Source organism: Amycolatopsis iheyensis, from assembly GCF_024703995.1.
Lineage (GTDB): Bacteria > Actinomycetota > Actinomycetes > Mycobacteriales > Pseudonocardiaceae > Amycolatopsis > Amycolatopsis iheyensis.
This window is the reverse complement of the sequence record NZ_JAMXQV010000033.1, coordinates 38,115-55,302: the sequence shown is the minus strand read 5'-3', so window position 1 is coordinate 55,302 and position 17,188 is coordinate 38,115. Positions and strand designations below refer to the sequence as shown.

General features: G+C 69.7%; 13 protein-coding genes. 8 read left to right on the top strand and 5 right to left on the bottom strand.

The genetic code is table 11. The annotated features are described in order from the left end of the window. The first annotated feature begins 55 nt into the window (after positions 1 to 55). Positions 56 to 1,099, top strand: coding sequence for a Gfo/Idh/MocA family oxidoreductase (locus tag M8542_RS42490; protein WP_257926063.1), 1,044 nt, complete (start codon positions 56 to 58; stop codon positions 1,097 to 1,099). Between the two features lie 43 nt (positions 1,100 to 1,142). On the opposite strand, the gene M8542_RS42485 is transcribed toward M8542_RS42490, so the two are convergent. The 4 genes from M8542_RS42485 to M8542_RS42470 form a co-directional block, all read right to left on the bottom strand. After that, a complete protein-coding gene (locus tag M8542_RS42485; protein WP_257926062.1) occupies positions 1,143 to 3,485 on the bottom strand; it encodes a transglycosylase domain-containing protein in 2,343 nt (780 codons plus the stop codon). A 77-nt stretch (positions 3,486 to 3,562) separates the two neighbouring features. Next, positions 3,563 to 5,824 carry a transglycosylase domain-containing protein gene (locus M8542_RS42480; protein ID WP_257926118.1) on the bottom strand — a complete coding sequence of 754 codons (2,262 nt, stop codon included), beginning with the start codon at positions 5,822 to 5,824 and terminating at the stop codon, positions 3,563 to 3,565. 318 nt (positions 5,825 to 6,142) lie between these two features. Continuing rightward, entirely contained in the window at positions 6,143 to 8,611 is a 2,469-nt protein-coding gene (locus tag M8542_RS42475) for a transglycosylase domain-containing protein (protein WP_276587864.1), read from the bottom strand. 319 nt (positions 8,612 to 8,930) lie between these two features. Continuing rightward, the gene (locus M8542_RS42470) at positions 8,931 to 9,329 is read right to left on the bottom strand and encodes a DUF5318 domain-containing protein (RefSeq protein ID WP_257926060.1); all 399 of its coding nucleotides are present in this window, start codon (positions 9,327 to 9,329) and stop codon (positions 8,931 to 8,933) included. 245 nt (positions 9,330 to 9,574) lie between these two features. On the opposite strand from M8542_RS42470, the gene M8542_RS42465 reads away from it, so the two are divergent. From M8542_RS42465 to M8542_RS42450, 4 genes are all read left to right on the top strand, one after another. Further along, on the top strand, positions 9,575 to 10,120 hold the full coding sequence (locus M8542_RS42465) for a PadR family transcriptional regulator (RefSeq protein ID WP_257926059.1): 546 nt from the start codon (positions 9,575 to 9,577) through the stop codon (positions 10,118 to 10,120). Positions 10,121 to 10,191: 71 nt separating this feature from the next. Continuing rightward, on the top strand, positions 10,192 to 11,280 hold the full coding sequence (locus M8542_RS42460; RefSeq protein ID WP_257926058.1) for an inositol-3-phosphate synthase: 1,089 nt from the start codon (positions 10,192 to 10,194) through the stop codon (positions 11,278 to 11,280). Positions 11,281 to 11,385: 105 nt separating this feature from the next. After that, a complete protein-coding gene (locus M8542_RS42455) occupies positions 11,386 to 11,904 on the top strand; it encodes an RNA polymerase sigma factor (protein ID WP_257926057.1) in 519 nt (172 codons plus the stop codon). Next, positions 11,901 to 12,620 carry a hypothetical protein gene (locus M8542_RS42450; protein ID WP_257926056.1) on the top strand — a complete coding sequence of 240 codons (720 nt, stop codon included), beginning with the start codon at positions 11,901 to 11,903 and terminating at the stop codon, positions 12,618 to 12,620. The genes M8542_RS42455 and M8542_RS42450 overlap by 4 nt, the downstream gene beginning before the upstream one ends. On the opposite strand, the gene M8542_RS42445 is transcribed toward M8542_RS42450, so the two are convergent. Then, on the bottom strand, positions 12,586 to 13,224 hold the full coding sequence (locus M8542_RS42445; protein ID WP_257926055.1) for an HAD family hydrolase: 639 nt from the start codon (positions 13,222 to 13,224) through the stop codon (positions 12,586 to 12,588). The two genes, M8542_RS42450 and M8542_RS42445, sit on opposite strands and share 35 nt — an antisense overlap. A 66-nt stretch (positions 13,225 to 13,290) precedes the next feature. Between M8542_RS42445 and M8542_RS42440 the strand changes: the two genes are divergently transcribed. The 3 genes from M8542_RS42440 to M8542_RS42430 all read left to right on the top strand — a co-directional run bounded on the left by M8542_RS42440 (position 13,291) and on the right by M8542_RS42430 (position 17,120). Beyond that, the gene (locus M8542_RS42440; RefSeq protein ID WP_257926054.1) at positions 13,291 to 13,749 is read left to right on the top strand and encodes a MarR family winged helix-turn-helix transcriptional regulator; all 459 of its coding nucleotides are present in this window, start codon (positions 13,291 to 13,293) and stop codon (positions 13,747 to 13,749) included. Continuing rightward, entirely contained in the window at positions 13,739 to 14,956 is a 1,218-nt protein-coding gene (locus M8542_RS42435; RefSeq protein ID WP_257926053.1) for an MFS transporter, read from the top strand. The genes M8542_RS42440 and M8542_RS42435 overlap by 11 nt, the downstream gene beginning before the upstream one ends. A 100-nt stretch (positions 14,957 to 15,056) precedes the next feature. Continuing rightward, the gene (locus M8542_RS42430; RefSeq protein WP_257926052.1) at positions 15,057 to 17,120 is read left to right on the top strand and encodes a PhoX family protein; all 2,064 of its coding nucleotides are present in this window, start codon (positions 15,057 to 15,059) and stop codon (positions 17,118 to 17,120) included. Positions 17,121 to 17,188 lie beyond the last annotated feature (68 nt).

Below are 17,188 nucleotides of genomic sequence, written 5' to 3'. Positions count from 1 at the left end.
CTCCCGATCCTCGCATGCCTGGCCAATTAGGCAACAGTGTTGTTTAATGAGGGTCATGGCGGACTTGCATGTGGGCATCCTGGGCTACGGCATCGGCGGGCGCGTGTTCCACGCGCCGCTGGTCGCGGCGACGCCCGGCATGCTGCCCGCGGTCATCACGACGTCGGGCAACGCCGCCCAGGCCCGCGCCGACCACCCTGGCGCGGAGGTCGTGCCGGACGCCAACGCGTTGTTCGAGCGGGCCGGCGACCTCGACCTCGTCGTCGTCAGCACGCCCAACCGCACCCACGTGCCGCTCGCGCTGCGGGCGATCGAAGCCGGGCTGCCGGTGGTCGTCGACAAGCCGTTCGCGCCGACCGCGCTCGAGGCCGAGCAGGTCGTCGCCGCGGCGAAGGCGGCCGGTGTCGGCCTGACGGTGTTCCAGAACCGGCGGCTCGACTCGGACTTCCTCACCGTCAAGAAGGTGCTCGAGTCCGGCAAGCTCGGCGACGTCTTCCGCTTCGAGTCCCGCTACGACCGCTGGGTGCCCAAGCCCAAGGACAACTGGCGCGAGTTCGGCGACCCGGCGGAAGCCGGCGGGCTGCTCTACGACCTCGGCGCGCACATCGTCGACCAGGCCCTGCAGCTGTTCGGCCCGGTCACGCAGGTGTACGCGGAGACCGACCGCCGCCGCGCCGGCGTCCAGGTCGACGACGACGTCTTCGTCGCGCTGAAGCACGCCAACGGCGTCCGGTCCCACCTGTGGGCGTCGGCGCTCGCGGGCACGCAGAACCCGCGCTTCCGGGTGCTCGGCGACCAGGCGACGTTCACGAAGTACGGCCTCGACGTGCAGGAGCCGCAGATCAAGTCGGGCGTGCGTCCCGGCGACGACGGCTGGGGTGTCGAACCGGCGGCCGACGCGGGCAAGATCGGCATCGGCAACGACGTCAAGACGGTCCCGACCGAGGTGGGCCGCTACGAGCAGTTCTACGCCCAGGTGCGTGACGCGCTGCGTGGCGAAGGGGAGCTTCCCGTCGACCCGGTGTCGTCGGTCGAAGCCCTGCGCGTGATCGAGGCGGCGCACCGCTCGGGTGTCGAAGGAACGGTCATCAAGCTCTGACCCCCAGTTCTGGCCGTGACGCCGGTGACCCCCAGCGCCGACGTCACGGCCTCTTCTTCCCCCGTTGCCGGTCCTGCAGCTCCTGCAGCCGCTGCTGGAACTGGCGGAACTGATCCAGCTGCCGCTGGTCGCCCGGCTGCCCCTGGAGCCGTTGGTCCTGCTGCTGTTGTTGCCGCTGTTGCTGCTGGTCCGGTTGCTGGACCTGCACCTGCACCCGGTCCTGCGGCGAGCTGATCGCCGCCACGCGGTCGAAGCGCTCGCCCGGCCGGCCCGACAGGTACAGCTGCATGAACCGGTCCCAGATCGGGCCCGCGAGCGTCGAGCCGAACAGCGGGGCGCCGTTCGGGCCGCGCAACGCCTTGTCGCCGTCACTGCCCACCCAGACCGCCGCGGACACCGACGGCGTGTAGCCCACCATCCACGTCTGCGAGTTCGCGTTCGCCGCCGACGCGGGCTCGTCGTTCTGCGGGGTGTGTTGCTGCGTACCGGTTTTCCCGGCGCATTCGTGGCCGGTCGGGCAGCTCAGCCGGGAGAACTGGATCACCGGGGCCAGCGCCGCCGTCACGTTCCCGGCGATCTGCGCGCTCTTCTGCGGGTCGTTGTCGGCGAAGGCGTCGGTCGAGCGATCCTTGGCCTCGTAAGCGGTTTCGCCGTTCGCGTTCGTCACCTTCTGGACGAAGTGGCGGTCGCGCTGGATGCCGCCGGCCGCGAACGTCGCGTAGCCCGACGCCATGTCCGCCGCGGTCACCTGGGTGTCGCCGCCGCCGATCGAGATGTTGTTGTCGCCGGTGAACAGCTTGCTGCGGCCGCCGTTGTCCGCCGTGCGGATGCCCGCCTCCTGCGCCGCTTCCGCCACCCCGGACGGCTTCGTCACGTTGAGGACCATGTCGTAGAACACCGTGTTCGTCGACCGCTGCATCGCTTCCCCCACGGTGCACTGCTGCGAGCAGCTGCTGCTGTCACCCGCGTTGCGGATCGGCAGGTCGACACCCGGGAACGTGCGCGGTGACGTGCCGTCGAAGCGCGCGTCGAGGCCGCGGCCGAGCTTCAGGAACGCCGCCAGGTCGAATGGCTTCATCGACGACCCGGGGTTGTGCGCCTCGTCCGCCCAGTCGCGGCCGGCCTGGTCCTCGCCGTTCGGGCCCTTCACGATCGCTTCGCCGCCGTAGTACGCGAGCACGCCGCCGGTTTTGGGATCGACCGCGACCAGCGCGTTCAGGATCCGGTCGTCGGTCTGCTCCGCCATGCCCTCGGCGACCGCCTTCTCGGCCGACTGCTGCGCGCCCGGGTCGATGGTCGTGAACACCTGGAACCCACCCGAGTAGTACTTCTGCTCGTCGATCCCCTGCGCGGCCAGCTCGGCCTTGACCTGCTTCTTGATGAACGGGTTCAGCGCGCCCGCCTGCCGGCTCTCCTTGAGCGGGATCGGGGCCGGGAACTTCGCCGCGGCACGCAGGGCCGGGGTCAGGTAGCCGTTCTTCAGCATCCGGTCGAGCGCGGTGTTCCACCGGCCGGTGGCCACGGCGGTGTTCTCCGACCGGCCCGGCTGCTGGATCAGCCCGGCCAGCAGCGCGGCCTGCGAGTAGTCGAGCTGCCCGACGTCCTTGCCGAAGTAGGCCTGCGCCGCCGCCTGGATCCCGTAGGCGCCGCGGCCGAAGTAGATGATGTTGAGGTAGGCGGTGATGATGTCCGCCTTCTCGTAGGTCTGGTTCATCTTGAACGACTTCGCGAGCTCGACCCACTTGCGCGTCAGCGTCGGGTCGTCGTCGCCGGAAGCGTTCTTGATGTACTGCTGCGAGATCGTCGAGCCGCCACCGGTCCCGCCGGTGACCTGGTTGTACGCCGCCCGCAGGATGCCGCCGACGTCGAAGCCCGAGTTGGTCTCGAACGACGCGTCCTCCGTCGCGATCACGGCCTTCTTCACGACGTCCGGGATCTGGTTCGCCGCCAGGATCTGCCGGTTGCCGCCGGTCGGCACGTCCTTGCCCATCTCGGTGCCGTCGCTGTAGAGGTAGGTCACGGCCTGGCCCTGCGCCTGCGCGACGGTCTCCGGCGAGGGGACGTCGACGGCGAAGTACGTGATCAGGAACGCGACCGCGGGCACGGCGAAGAACAACCCGGCGACCACGTACGCGACCCGCCGGATCCGCCGCCAACGCCGTTTCCGCAGGTCTCCGTCAGTGAGCGGACGCGGCCGGCGTGGCGGCTGCCCGGGTCGCGGCCGCAGGATCGGCACGGTCGGCGGCTCGTCCGGCTCGGTGCCGTTGTGCGCGTGGTGGGTGATCAGCTCCGGCTCGCTGCCCAGCAACCCCGCGCGCGAGACGGGCCGCCGGGTGCGCCGACGTGGGTCCGGCCGCCGGCCGGGTGACGTGCGGTCGTTGTTCACGGGCCGTCCTCCACGGTGGGCTGCGGACGCAGTCCTCTCGTAGGCACACGGACCGCGGCCCACCGTGGTTCACCCGGCTAGTTCTCCTGCTCGTCGGTCTTCGACGGCGGTGTCTCCTTCGACGTCGGCGTCTTCGTGTGCTTCGGCGTGGTGGTCGGCGACGACTCGTCGCTTTGGTGGCCGCCGCCGTGGTGGTCGCCGTCGCCGGGGTTGCCGTCGTCGCCGGTGTTCTCGTCGGTCGGGGTCGAGTCCGTGGTCGTCACGACCTCGGAAGACGGCGGGGGCGCCACCTCGCCGCCGATGCGGTCGACCTTGTCGAACTTCTCGCCCGGCTTGCCGGTCAGGTAGAGCGACAGGAACTTCTGCCACATCGGGCCGGCGATGGTCGAGCCGTAGATCGGCGAGTTGCCCTTGCCGTGCAGCGGCTTGTTGCCGTCGCCGCCGACCCAGGCCGCCACCGACACCGACGGCGTGTACCCGACCATCCACGTCTGCGAGTTCGCGTTCGCGGCCCAGGACGGCTCACCCGCGACCTTCGTGTGCTGCTGCGTCCCGGTCTTGCCGGCGCACTCGTGGCCGTTCGGGCACTTCAGGTGCGAGAACCCGATGACCGACGTCAGCGACTCGGTGACGTTCCCGGCGATCTGGCGGCTCTTGTCGGAATCGCTGTCGAACGCGGCCTTCGAGTCGGTCGACGCCTCGTACGCGACCTCGTTCTGCGAGTTGGTCACCTTCGCCACGAAATGCCGCTGGCGCTGCTCGCCGTTGGCCGCGAACGTCGCGTACGCCGAAGCCATGTCCACCGGCGTGATCTGGGTTTCGCCACCGCCGAGGGAGATGTTGTTGTCCTTGGTGGAGATGATCGACTGGCCGCCGTCCTCCTTGACCTTGACCCCGGCTTCCTTGGCGGCTTCCTTGACCGGCCCCTGCTTGGTGTCGTTGAGGACCATGTCGTAGAACACCGTGTTCGCCGAGCGCATCATCGCTTCGGCGACCGTGCACTGCTGCGAGCAGGAGCTGCCCGGGCCGGCGTTGCGGACGACCCGGCCGTCGAAGGTGCGGTTGTTGGAGCCGTCGTAGGTCTTGTCGAGCCCCTGGCCCTTCTTGAGCAGCGCGGTGAGGTCGAACGGCTTCATCGACGAACCCGGGTTCTGCGGGGTGTCCGCCCAGTCGCGCCCGGCCTGGTCCTGGCCGTTGACCTGCACGATCGGCTTGCCGCCGTAGTAGGCCAGCACGCCACCGGTCTTCGGGTCGACGGCGACGAGCGCGTCGAGCAGGTTGTCGTCGACCTGGTTTTCGAGTGCTTCGGTGGCCGCCTTTTCGGCCGCCTGCTGCGCCTTCGGGTCGATCGTCGTCTGCACCTGGAAGCCGCCGGAGTAGTAGCGGTCCTCCGGGATGTCGTGCGCCGCGAGCTCGTCCTTGACCTGCTGGACGACGAACGCGGGCGGCGCGCCGGCCTCCTGCTTGCTGTCTTCGAGCGGGATCGGGGTCGGGAACTGCGCTTTCGCGCGGTCGGCCGCGGTGATGTAGTTGTTCTTGACCATCCGGTCCAGCGCCGTGTTCCAGCGGTCGTTCGCGACCTTGGGGTTCTCCGACCGGCCCGGCTGCTGGATCAAGCCGGCCAGCAGCGCGGCCTCCGAGAAGCTGAGGTCCTTCGCGTCCTTGTGGAAGAAGGCCTGCGACGCCGCGCCCACCCCGTACGCCCCGCGCCCGAAGTAGATGATGTTCAGGTACGCGGTGATGATGTCCTTCTTCTCGTACGTCTGGTTCATCTTGAAGGACTTGGCCAGCTCGGTCCACTTGCGCGTCAGCGTGGGCGCGTCGTTGTCGGTGGCCTTCTTGATGTACTGCTGCGAAATCGTCGAGCCACCGCCGGTGCCGCCGGTCGCCTGGTTGTACACCGCGCGCAGCAGGCCGCCGATGTCGAAGCCGGAGTTGGTCTCGAACGAGTCGTCCTCGGTCGCGATCGCCGCGTGCTTCATGACGTCGGGGATCTGCTCCGGGGTGAGCAGCACGCGGTTGCCGCCGCGCGGGACGTCCTTGCCCATCGGCGAACCGTCGGCGTAGAGGTAGGTCACCGCCTGGCTCTGGTTCTGCGCGACCTCGGTCGGCGAGGGCACGTCGACCAGGAAGTACGTGATGACGAACGCGATCGCGGGCAGCACGAAGAACAGGCCGACGCACGAGTAGGCGACCCGCCGGACGATCTTCCAGCGTCTCTTCTTGCGCTGCTCCGGCGAAAGCTCCGGTTTGCCGTCGCCGTCGGGCTCGAGGTCGTCGTCGTAGCCGGCCGGCTCCTCGTACGCGTGGTGCGTCATCAGCTCGGGGCCGCCGCTCATCGGCGGCGGCTCGGGCCGGTAGCCGCGGGGCTGCTGCGGCGGCCGGCCGGGCGGCGGGGGCACCGGGCGGCGCGGACCTTGCTGGTGGGGGCCTTGAGGTTGCGCGGGGCCCCGACGGCGCGGATCGGGACCCTGGCCCGGCGGCCAGGAGCGGGATCGATCGTCGGGCACGGGGCAGTCCTCCAGCATTCGTGGGCGGCGACAGTCGCCGTCCTCTAGGAGGAGACGCGCGGCGGGCGCGCTGGTTGCCGGAACGATCTTGCGAAAACAAAAGAGGGCCCTCCGCGACACGCGGAGAGCCCTCTTCGACGGACGGTGCTAGCCGGGCCCGGAGCCCGGTGGCGCAGCGGTGCCACCACCACCGGGGTTGCCGTTGCCGAGCGGGAACGTCGGGGTCTCGCCCGGCCCGGGCCGGGTCGGGCGGGTCCGCGTCGGGGTGGTCGTGTCGGTGTCCGTCGGCTCGGTGCTCTCGGACGACTCGGGCGTGCTCGGCGGGGTCGTCGTGGTCGGCGTGTCCGGCGGCTTCGACTGCGTCGTCGTCACGTCGTTGACGTCCTTGCCGATCGCCTGGACCTTGTCGAACTTCTCCGCCGGTTTGCCCTTGAGGTAGAGGTTCATGAAGTTCTGCCAGGTCGGACCGGCGATGGTGGCACCGAAGATCGGCCTGTTCTTCGGGTCGTGCAGAGGCTTGTTGCCGTCACCGCCGACCCAGACCGCGGCCGACACCGACGGCGTGTAGCCCACCATCCACGTCTGCGCGTTGCGGTCGTTGTACGCCTTCGGGTCGCTCTCCTTCGGCGTGTACTGCTGCGTCCCGGTCTTGCCGGCGCACTCGTGGCCGCTCGGGCACTTGAGGTTCGAGTGGCTGATCACCGGCTTGAGCGCCTCGGTGACGTTGCCGGCGATCTGCTGGCTCTTCGACGCGTCGTCGTCGAACGCCGGGTTGGACTTGATGTTGTTCTCGTCGAACTCCACCTCGTCCTGGTTGTTCGTCAGCTTCGCCACGAAGTGCTGCTCGTGGTAGGTGCCGCCGCTGGCGAAGGACGCGTACGCGGCCGCCATGTCCTCCGGCGTCACGGCCGTGCCACCACCACCGAGCGAGATGTTGTTGTCGTCGGTGTAGAGGACGCTCTTGCCGTCCGGCGCGACCTTGACCCCGGCTTCCTTAGCCGCTTCCGCGACCCGCGACGGCTTCGTCACGTTCAGGACCATGTCGTAGAACACTGTGTTCGTGGAGCGTTCCATCGCCTCCGCGACGGTGCACTCCTTGCCACAGGTCGCGCTGTCACCGGCGTTGCGGACCGTGCGGCCGCCGAGCACCCGGTTGTTCGAGCCGTCGAACGTCTCGCCGAGGCCCTTGCCCATCTTGAGGAACGCGGTGAGGTCGAACGCCTTCACCGACGAACCCGGGTTTCTGGCCTGGTTGGCGCGGTCCTGGCCGATCGCGTCCTTGCCGTCGGCGTCCTTCACCAGCTCCGGCCCGCCGTAGTAGGCGATCACCCCGCCGGTCTTCGGGTTGACCGCGACCAGCGCGTTGAGCAGGTTCTCGTCGGTCTGGCCCTTCATGCCGTCGGCCGCGGCCTGCTCCGCCGCGGCCTGCGCCGCCGGGTCGATGCTGGTGTAGATCTTCGCGCCGGTGGCGAACAGCTTGTTCTCGTCGTAGCCCTTCGCCGCCAGCTCGTCCTTGATCCGCTGCTGGAGCTGGTAGGTCATCTTCCCCGAGTTCTGCTCCTTGTTGGAGTTCTTGGGGATCGGCGTCGGGAACTGGAAGGTCGCGCGCTGGTCCGCGCGCAGCCACTTGTTCGCGACCATCTGGTCCATCACGTACGTCCAGCGCTGCTGGGCGTACTTCTGGTTCTCCGACCGGCCGGGGCCCTGGATCAGGCCGGCGAGCAGCGACGCTTCGGACGCGTTGAGGTCCTTGGCGTCCTTGTTGAAGTACGCCTTCGCGGCCGCCTGGATGCCGTTCGCCCCGCGGCCGAAGTAGACGATGTTCAGGTAGGAAGTGATGATCTCTTCCTTGGACTGCTGGTTGTTCATCTTGAACGACTTGGCCAGCTCGGTCCACTTGCGGGTCAGCGTCGGGGCGTCGTTCTGCGTCGCCTGCTTGATGTACTGCTGGGAGATGGTCGAACCACCGCCCTGGCCGCCGGAAACCTGGTTCCAGACCGCGCGCAGGATGCCGGTGACGTCGAAGCCCGAGTTGGTCTCGAAGGTCGCGTCCTCCGCCGAGTACACCGCGTGCTTGACGACGTCGGGCACCTCGCCCGGCTTGAGCAGCTGGCGGTCGCCGCCCGGCGGCAGCTCCCGGCCCAGCTGCTGGCCGTTGGCGTCGAAGTAGGTGATCGGCTGGTTCTGCAGCGACGCGATGCTTTCCGGCGTCGGCACGTCGACCAGGAAGTAGGTGATGACGAATGCGATGGCGGGGACCACGAAGAACAGCCCGACGCAGGCGTACGCCACCCGCCGGATGATCTTCCAGCGGCGCTTCTTGCGCTGCGCCGGCGTCAGGACCTTCTTGCCCTTTTCGTCGAGCTCGCCCTGGGGGCCGACGTCGTCGGCGAACTCGTTGAACGCGGCGTCTTCGTAACCGTCGTCGTACGGGTCGCGGCCGAAGTCGTCGGTGCCGTTGTGCGCGTGGTGGGTGATCAGGTCGGGTTCGCGCTGCTCCGGCGGCGGGGCCGGACGGCGGCCCGGCGGCGGCTGGCGAAAGCCCTGTGGCGGCGACCCGGGCGGGCCCTGCTGCGTGCGCCGGTCCGGCGGCGGGACGGCCCGGCGGGGCGGCATGCCCTGCTGGCGGGGGCGCCGCGGCGGCTCGTCACCGGGCCACTGCGGGCCACCTTCGTCGCCCGAGGGCCACTCGGGCGAACCGCCGCCACGCGGGTTTCCCCGGGGTGGCGTAGCGCGTTGAGGCCGGCGGGGGGCTTCTTCGCCGGGCCACGCCGGTCCGGGGTCTTCCCCCGGCCACGGGCCTGACTGGGCACGGCGAGGTGCATCTGGCTCCTGGCCGGGCCAGGAGCGGTTGCGGTCGTCGTTCACGAATGGGCCTCCCAGACCGGCGCCCGGTGCTGCGCCGTTCTGCGCTCTTCAGCGGTTGTGATCCGGCTCACCGGCCTGCGGTCCTTCGCGGACCGTCGGCCGGCTCCCCCGTGCCGAGGACGTACGACCGGACCAGGTGGTTCCAGTGGCACGCGCGGCACACTTCGACGTCGTACACGGTGAACTCGGCGAAGTGACCGGCCATCCTGGCCAGCTCTTCCGGGGTCCTCGCCGAGCCCGCGACGTGCTTGAGCTCGTCGCCGTAGACCCAGGACACCAGGGTCAGCGGCTCCTGGCGGCAGATCGGGCAGGGCTGGTCACCGGCCCGGCCGTGGAACTTCGCCGCCCGCAGCAGGTACGGGCTCGCGTCGCAGGCTTCGTAGCTGCCGACGCGCCCGGAGCGGACTTCGGCGAGCAGCGCACGGCGCTGCAACGCGTAGTCCACGACCTGCCGCTGGTTAAGCACCAGGACAGAGTACGGGCTCTTCCTGTGTCGTCCACGCCCCCTAGCGCGACCCCGGCCACAGCCGGAGCGGACACGCCGGACGTTCGATAACTCTCCGGTGAATTTCCCCCACCCCGGGTGAAGGGCGCCTGTTGGCTTCGCCACTTCGATGTATCGGCGCGATATAGTGGCTGAGTAGGTTGGATCGAGGCGCTCGTTCGGAGCAACGCGGGTGGTCTCGGTTTGTTCCCGGAAGGGGGTGCGCTGTGCTGGAGTTCGCGATCCTCGGTCTTCTGCACGAAGCGCCCATGCACGGGTACGTGCTGCGCAAGCGGCTGCACGAGACGCTCGGCACGTTCCGCACGTTCTCGTACGGCTCGCTGTACCCGACCCTGCGGAAGCTGCTGCGGGCCGGGTACCTGGTCGAGGAGCTGGACGAGGCCGACGACCGCGCGTGGTCGCGGCGTGGGCGGCGGGTCTACAAGCTCACCGCGGAGGGCAAGGAGCGCTTCGGTGAGCTGCTCGGCGACGCCGGGCCGCAGACCTGGGACGACGAGGGCTTCGGCGTCCACCTGGCGTTCTTCTCGCGTACCCCGGCCGACGTGCGGATGCGGATCCTCGAGGGCCGCCGTCGCCGCGTCGAAGAACGCCGTGAGGGCATGCGGGCGGCGCTGGCCAGGGCCGAGGAGAGGATCGATCGCTACACCCGCGAGCTGCACCGGCTGGGGCTGGAGACCAGCGAGCGGGAGGTGCGCTGGCTCAACGAGCTGATCGCGCACGAACAAGCCGAACGGCAGGGTCCGGAGACCTGAGCCGCGCGGCCGGGCCGCAGCGTCGCGGCGCCAGACCTACTGAACAGACACGGATTGAAGGAGAAACCCCCATGGGCGAGAACCGCCGCGTTCGGGTGGCCATCGTGGGCGTCGGCAACTGCGCGGCGTCGCTGGTCCAGGGTGTCCAGTACTACCGCGACGCGGACCCCGCCACGCGGGTCCCGGGTCTGATGCACGTCGACTTCGGCGGCTACCACGTCCGCGACATCGAGTTCGTCGCCGCGTTCGACGTGGACGCCAAGAAGGTCAGCCGCGACCTCTCCGAGGCGATCTTCGCCTCCGAGAACAACACCATCAAGATCGCCGACGTGCCGCCGCTCGGCGTCACGGTCCAGCGCGGCCACACCCACGACGGGCTCGGCCGCTTCTACCGCGAGACGATCGAGGAGTCCGACGAGACCCCGGTCGACATCGTCGCGGCCCTGCGCGAGGCCGAGGCCGACGTGCTCGTGTCGTACCTGCCGGTGGGCTCCGAGGTGGCGGACAAGTTCTACGCCCAGGCCGCGATCGACGCCGGCGTGGCGTTCGTCAACGCGCTGCCGGTGTTCATCGCCTCCGACCCGGAGTGGGCCAAGAAGTTCGAAGACGCCGGCGTCCCGATCGTCGGCGACGACATCAAGTCCCAAGTCGGCGCCACCATCACGCACCGCGTGCTGGCGAAGCTGTTCGAGGACCGCGGCGTCCAGCTCGACCGGACGATGCAGCTCAACGTGGGCGGGAACATGGACTTCCTGAACATGAAGGAGCTGGAGCGGCTCGAGTCGAAGAAGATCTCCAAGACCCAGTCGGTGACCTCGCAGGTCGACCGCGAGCTCGGCAAGGGCAACGTCCACATCGGCCCGTCGGACTACGTGCAGTGGCTCGACGACCGCAAGTGGGCCTACGTCCGGCTCGAGGGCCGCGCGTTCGGCGACGTGCCGCTGAACCTGGAGTACAAGCTCGAGGTGTGGGACTCGCCGAACTCGGCGGGCATCATCATCGACGCCGTGCGCGCCGCGAAGATCGCGAAGGACCGCGGCATCGGCGGCCCGATCCTGTCGGCGTCCTCGTACTTCATGAAGTCGCCGCCGGAGCAGTACGACGACGCGACCGCGCGCGACGCCGTCGAGAAGTTCATCCGCGGCGAGGTCGAGCGCTGAGCCACGCTGCCGTGAAGAAGGCCGTCACCACTGGTGGCGGCCTTTTTCACATGGTCCACTAAACCGGTGGGGCGGGGTGTGCGTTGGCGGGGTGTGAGCGCGAGCGTGGGCGAAAGCGTGCCGGGGGACCTGGGCACGCCGACCTTCCACGGCCTGTTCCGGGAGTACTTCGGCCAGATGACGCGGCTGGCGCACCTGCTCGGCGCGGACGACGCCGAGAACGTCGCGCAGGAGGCGTTCGTCAAGCTCCACCAGCGGTGGGACACGCTGACCGACCACACGCGGGTGGTCGGCTACCTCCGCACGACCGTGGTGAACATGTCGCGGTCGCGCACGCGGCACCTGCGCGTGGTCCGGCGGACCCCGCAGGAGCGACCCCCGGACGAGCTGTCGGCCGAGGTCAGGGCGGTGGCCAACTGGGAGCACCAGCAGCTGCGCGCGGTGCTGGAGAAGTTGTCCCGTCGCCAACGCGAGGTGCTGGTGCTTCGCTATTGGCTGGACCTCAGCACGGCGGGCATCGCGGAGACCCTGGGTATCTCACCCGGCACGGTCAAGGCGACAACCCACCACGCGATGGAGAACCTGCGGAAACACCTGGGGGACGACCTGGGAGGTGAGCGATGACCGACCTCGAGCGCAAACTGGCCGAGACGCTGCGTGAACAGGCCGGGGAGGTCACGCCGAACCTCGACGCGGCCTGGGCCGAGCAGCTGCGCCGCCAGCGCCGCCCCCGCCGGCGGCGGCTGACGGTGGTGGTCGCGCCGTTGGCGGCGGTGCTGGTGGTGCTGACCAGTGTGCTCCTGGCCACGCAGCTCAACACGGACTCGGCGGTGCAGCCAGCGAGCCCCGGCATGCCAATCGTTCTGTCGAAGCCGGAGTACACGCCGTTGTCCGCACTGCGGGTGACGGACACCCCAGCCGTCGTCACCACGTTTGTCGGCCAAAGCGACACCTGGTCGACCTACGCCTTCACGGCCACTGTCGCCGGCACGGCGAGCTTCTGCCTGGCCGCGGTGCCGAGGGGCGACCAGCTCATTCCCGAGGCGCCGCAGTACGGGGCGAAGTCGCCGTCGTGCATGCCCCTTGGCGGCGGGGAGCTCCTCGCCGGATACGTCGGCGAGAACGACGGTCCGCTGCCGGCGGGCAAGGCGGTGTACGTCGTCGATCCCCGGCATCAGCACGGAGACCTGCGGCTGTTCGATGCGGCGGGCGACTTGAGTCAGCCGACATCGGCCACAAACGTGAGCGACTACATCGCCTACCTCGCCGACGTGAAGCCGGACTCGCCGCCGGTCCGCTACGACTTCACCCCAGTCCGAGTGCACCCGGCAAGTCGGTGATCTTCTCCACCACCGCCGTGGCCTGCTTCAACACCTCCGGATCCGGCGGGAAGTGCGGGTTCGGCACCGCGTAAACCGCCATCCCCGCCGCCAGCGCCGACCGCAGCCCGTTCGTCGTGTCCTCGACAGCCGCACACCGATCAGGCGCCACGCCCAGCAGCTCGGCCGCCCTCAAATACACGTCCGGCGCCGGCTTCCCGGCCCCGACCTGCTCCGATGACACGGCCGCCCCGACCGGCAACCCCGTCACGTCCAGGAAACCCTTGATCAGGATCACCGGCGACGAACTCGCGATCGCCACCGGCCACCGCGCCGACACCTTACGCACGACCTCGACCGCCCCCGGGATCAACGGCGGCTCGGCGGCGTACCGTGCGGCCATCCGCTTGACCACCAGAGTCGCGATCTCCGGCGGCGACAGCTGGGCGCCCAGTTCCTCCACCAGGTACCGAGCCCATTCCGGCGTGCTCATCCCCTGCTGGGCGCGGGTCGCCTCCGGAAGCCAGGTGCCGCCGTGCTCGGCGACCACCGCGCGGCGCACCTCGTCCCAGATCCGCTCGGAGTCCACCAGCACGCCGTCGAGGTCGAAGATCACCGCGTCCATCCCCCGAGCCTAACCTGTGAGGGGAATTACTTAGCTACCCTTACTAATTTTTGTTAGCCTGGCTAAGTGACTTCCCCGATCGCCGACCTCGCCCACCGGCTGCGGCCGCTGGTCTTCCGGCTCTACCACCAGGTGCGCCGCCAGACCCCGCAGCTGACGCTGACCCTCACCCAGGGGTCGGTGCTGAGCGAGCTCGTCAACGGCGGTCCCCGGCGGATGAGCGCGCTGGCCGAGTTCGAACGGGTCAAGCTGCCGTCGATGACCGACGTCGTCAGCCGGCTCGAACGCCTTGGCCTCGCCACCCGCGCGCCGGACCCCGCCGATCGGCGGGCGGTGCTCGTGGACGTCACCGACGAGGGTCGTCGCTTCTACGCCGAGATGGTCGCCGCGCGCGAGGAGTTCCTTCGCGATCGGCTCATCCTGATGGACGACGCCGACCGCGCTGCGATCGAAGCCGCCCTCCCGGCTCTCGCCAAACTGCTCGTGGACACCAAGAAGGAGGAACTGATCAGCGATGAGCGCTGAGCACCACTCGAGCCTGCTGGACGCCGTCAAGGGCCAGCCCAAGCAGGTTTGGATCACCGCGTTCGCCGCGGTCATCGCCTTCATGGGGATCGGCCTGGTCGACCCGATCCTGCTTTCCATCGCCAAGGGCCTCGACGCGACGCCGTCGCAGGTCACCTTGCTCTTCTCGTCCTATCTCGGCGTCCAGGTCATCGCGATGCTGGTCACCGGCGCGGCGAGCGCGAAGTTCGGCGCCAAGCGCACCGTGCTCGTCGGGCTCTCGCTGATCGTCGTCGCCACCGCCCTGTGCGCGGCCGCCGGCTCGATCGAGCAGCTCGTCGGGCTGCGCGCGGTCTGGGGCCTCGGCAACGCGTTCTTCATCGCGACCGCGCTCTCGGTGATCGTCGGCGCCGCGACCGGCGGCCAGTCCGGCGCGATCCTGCTCTACGAGGCCGCGCTCGGCGTCGGCCTGTCGGTCGGCCCGCTGCTGGGCGCGCTGCTCGGCAGCATCTCCTGGCGTGGCCCGTTCCTCGGCACCGCGATCCTGATGGCCGGCGCGCTGGTGCTGTGCGGCGTGTTCCTCAAGAGCGACAAGCACGAGAAGCGCGACCCGATCAAGCTGCTCGACCCGATCCGCGCGCTGAAGCACACCGGCCTGCTGCGCACCTCCGTCGCGTCGGCGCTGTACACCGCCGCGTTCTTCGCCGTGCTGGCCTGGTCGCCGTTCGTGCTCGGCTGGAACGCCATCGCCGTCGGGCTGATCTTCTGCGGCTGGGGCCTGTGCGTCGCCGTCGCGGGTGTCGCGTTGGCGCCGCGGCTGGCCGCCAAGCTCGGTGAGCGGCACGCCGCCGCGGTCGCCGTCTTCGGGTACGCCGTGCTGATGCTGGTGCTGGCCGTGCCGAGCAAGCCGGTGCTGGTCGCCGGGATCATCGTCTCGGGGCTGGTGTCCGGGCTGCTGAACACGCTGTTCACCGGCACCGCGATGTCGATCAGCGACGCGCTGCGCCCGGTCGCCAGCGCGGGGTACAACTTCTGCCGCTGGCTGGGTGGCGCGGTCGCCGCGACGCTCGTCGGGCACGTCGCCGAGTGGTTTGGCTCGCCGCAGGCGCCGTTCGTCGTCTCGGCCATCCTGTGCGTGGTCGCCGGTGGCCTGCTCTCGCTGCGGGAGAAGAAGGCCGACCCGCACCTGGTCCCGAAGGAAGCGGCACTCGTCGGCGAGGAGTTCTGACGGAGCGCCAGTACACCAGGTGTTCACCTGAATGTCTGGAATGGCTGGTTTTGGGAGCTTAGGTTCGGTTCGTTCCCCGAACTCCCACCATGGAGGCGATGTGCTCGACCGCCTGCTCCCGCTGTTCCCCGCCCACCCTGGCGGCCGATCCCCCGTCACCTGTGAGTACCGCTGCGGCAACGCGTGCGCCCACCCCGAGGCGAACGAGTCCGCGAACGAGTACTTCGGCGACGTCGTCAAGGACATCTCGCGCCGCCGGGTCTTCAAGGCGGGTGCGGTGATGGCCGCCGCCGCGGGTGGGTTCGCCGCCCTCTCGGGCACGGCGGCGGCCGCGCCGCTCCACCAGCCGCGGCCGCCGCGCCCGGTGCCGGGCACCGACTTCGACCCGGTCGCGCCGAACAAGCTCGACCAGGTCAGCATCCCGGCGGCCTACGACCAGCGGGTCGTCGTCCGCTGGGGTGACGCGGTCGTCCCGGGCGCGCCGAAGTTCGACTTCGCCGAGCAAACGGCCGCCGCGCAGGCCAAGCAGTTCGGCTACAACAACGACTTCGTCGGCCTGATCCCGCAGGACCCGCTCGGCCTGACGAACCTGCTCGTCGTGAACCACGAGTACACGACCGAGGTCCACATGTTCCCGGCCGACCAGTACGACCCGGCGAACCCGACCGAGGAGCAGGTGAAGATCGCCTGGGCCGCCCACGGCCTGTCCGTGTTGCTCACCCGCCGCGACCCGGTGCACGGCGGCCTGTCCGTCGTGCCGAGCCGGTACGGCCGCCGCATCACGCTCGACACGGTCTTCGAGGTCCGCGGCCCGGCCGCCGGTTCGAAGCACCTGAAGACGTCGGCCGACCCGAGCGGGCGCAAGGTCCGCGGCACGCAGAACAACTGCTCCGGCGGCGTGACGCCGTGGGGCACCGTGCTCTCCGGCGAAGAGAACTTCGACCAGTACTTCGCGAACTCCGACAAGGTCACCGACCCGGCCACGGCCGCGCGGCTCAAGCGCTACACGATCGGCGCCGGCACGAGCACCCGCAAGTGGGAGAAGTTCGACAAGCGCTGGGACGTCGCGCAGGAGCCGAACGAGCCGAACCGCTTCGGCTGGGTCGTCGAGATCGACCCCAACGACCCGAGCTCGACGCCGGTCAAGCACACCGCGCTCGGCCGGTTCAAGCACGAGGCCGCGAACATCAAGATCACCGCCGACGGCCGGGTCGCCGTCTACTCCGGCGACGACAGCCGCTTCGAGTACATCTACAAGTTCGTCTCGACGGGCAAGTACAAGCCGGGCAACAGCGCACACGCGCGCCGGCACAACTCGGCGTTGCTCGACGACGGCACGCTGTACGTCGCCCGCTTCACCGGTGACAGCCCGGCCGCGGAGATCGACGGCACCGGCAAGCTCCCCGCGGACCACGAGTTCGACGGCACCGGCGAGTGGCTCCCGCTGGTCGCCGGCAACAAGTCCTTTGTGGACGGATTCACCGCCGAAGAGGTCTACGTCTTCACCCGGCAGGCCGCCGACCAGGTCGCCGCCACGAAGATGGACCGGCCGGAGGACATCGAGCCGAACCCGGTCAACGGCCGGATCTACGCGGCGCTGACCAACAACACCGACCGCGGCGCGGCGGGCAAGGCCGGCGTCGACGAGATCAACCCGCGGGTGAACAACAAGAACGGGCACGTGCTGGAGTGGGAGGAGAACCGCGGCGACGCGGCGTCGACGCGCTTCTCCTGGCGGCTGCTGCTCGTCTGCGGCGACCCGGCCGCGGCCGACACCTACTTCGGCGGCTTCGACAAGACGAAGGTCAGCCCGATCTCCTGCCCGGACAACGTCGCCTTCGACCGGCACGGCAACCTGTGGATCTCCACCGACGGCAACGCGCTCGGCTCGAACGACGGCCTGTTCTCGGTGCCGGTGACCGGGCCGGAACGCGGCCGGGTCAAGCAGTTCCTCACGGTCCCGGTCGGCGCCGAGACGTGCGGCCCGGTGGTGACGGACCACCTGGTGCTCGTCGCCGTGCAGCACCCGGGCGAGAACGCGGCGAGCTCGGCGAACCCGTCGTCGCACTGGCCGGACGGCGGCACCGCGCAGCCGCGGCCGTCGATCGTCTCGGTGTGGAAGAAGGGCCGCTTCGGCCTGCCCGGCCGCATCGGCGAACGCTGACCCACCGGACCCGCGCCGGCCGAGGTTCACTCGTTTGTGGACGGTTCTCGGCCGGTGCGGGCCCGGGC

Coding starts and splice junctions, on each gene's coding strand:
- M8542_RS42475 (WP_276587864.1), bottom strand. CDS start 8,611: ATGCCGCCCCGCCGGGCCGTCCCGCCGCCGGACCGGCGCACGCAGCAG.
- M8542_RS42450 (WP_257926056.1), top strand. CDS start 11,901: ATGACCGACCTCGAGCGCAAACTGGCCGAGACGCTGCGTGAACAGGCC.
- M8542_RS42460 (WP_257926058.1), top strand. CDS start 10,192: ATGGGCGAGAACCGCCGCGTTCGGGTGGCCATCGTGGGCGTCGGCAAC.
- M8542_RS42435 (WP_257926053.1), top strand. CDS start 13,739: ATGAGCGCTGAGCACCACTCGAGCCTGCTGGACGCCGTCAAGGGCCAG.
- M8542_RS42445 (WP_257926055.1), bottom strand. CDS start 13,224: ATGGACGCGGTGATCTTCGACCTCGACGGCGTGCTGGTGGACTCCGAG.
- M8542_RS42490 (WP_257926063.1), top strand. CDS start 56: ATGGCGGACTTGCATGTGGGCATCCTGGGCTACGGCATCGGCGGGCGC.
- M8542_RS42480 (WP_257926118.1), bottom strand. CDS start 5,824: ATGAGCGGCGGCCCCGAGCTGATGACGCACCACGCGTACGAGGAGCCG.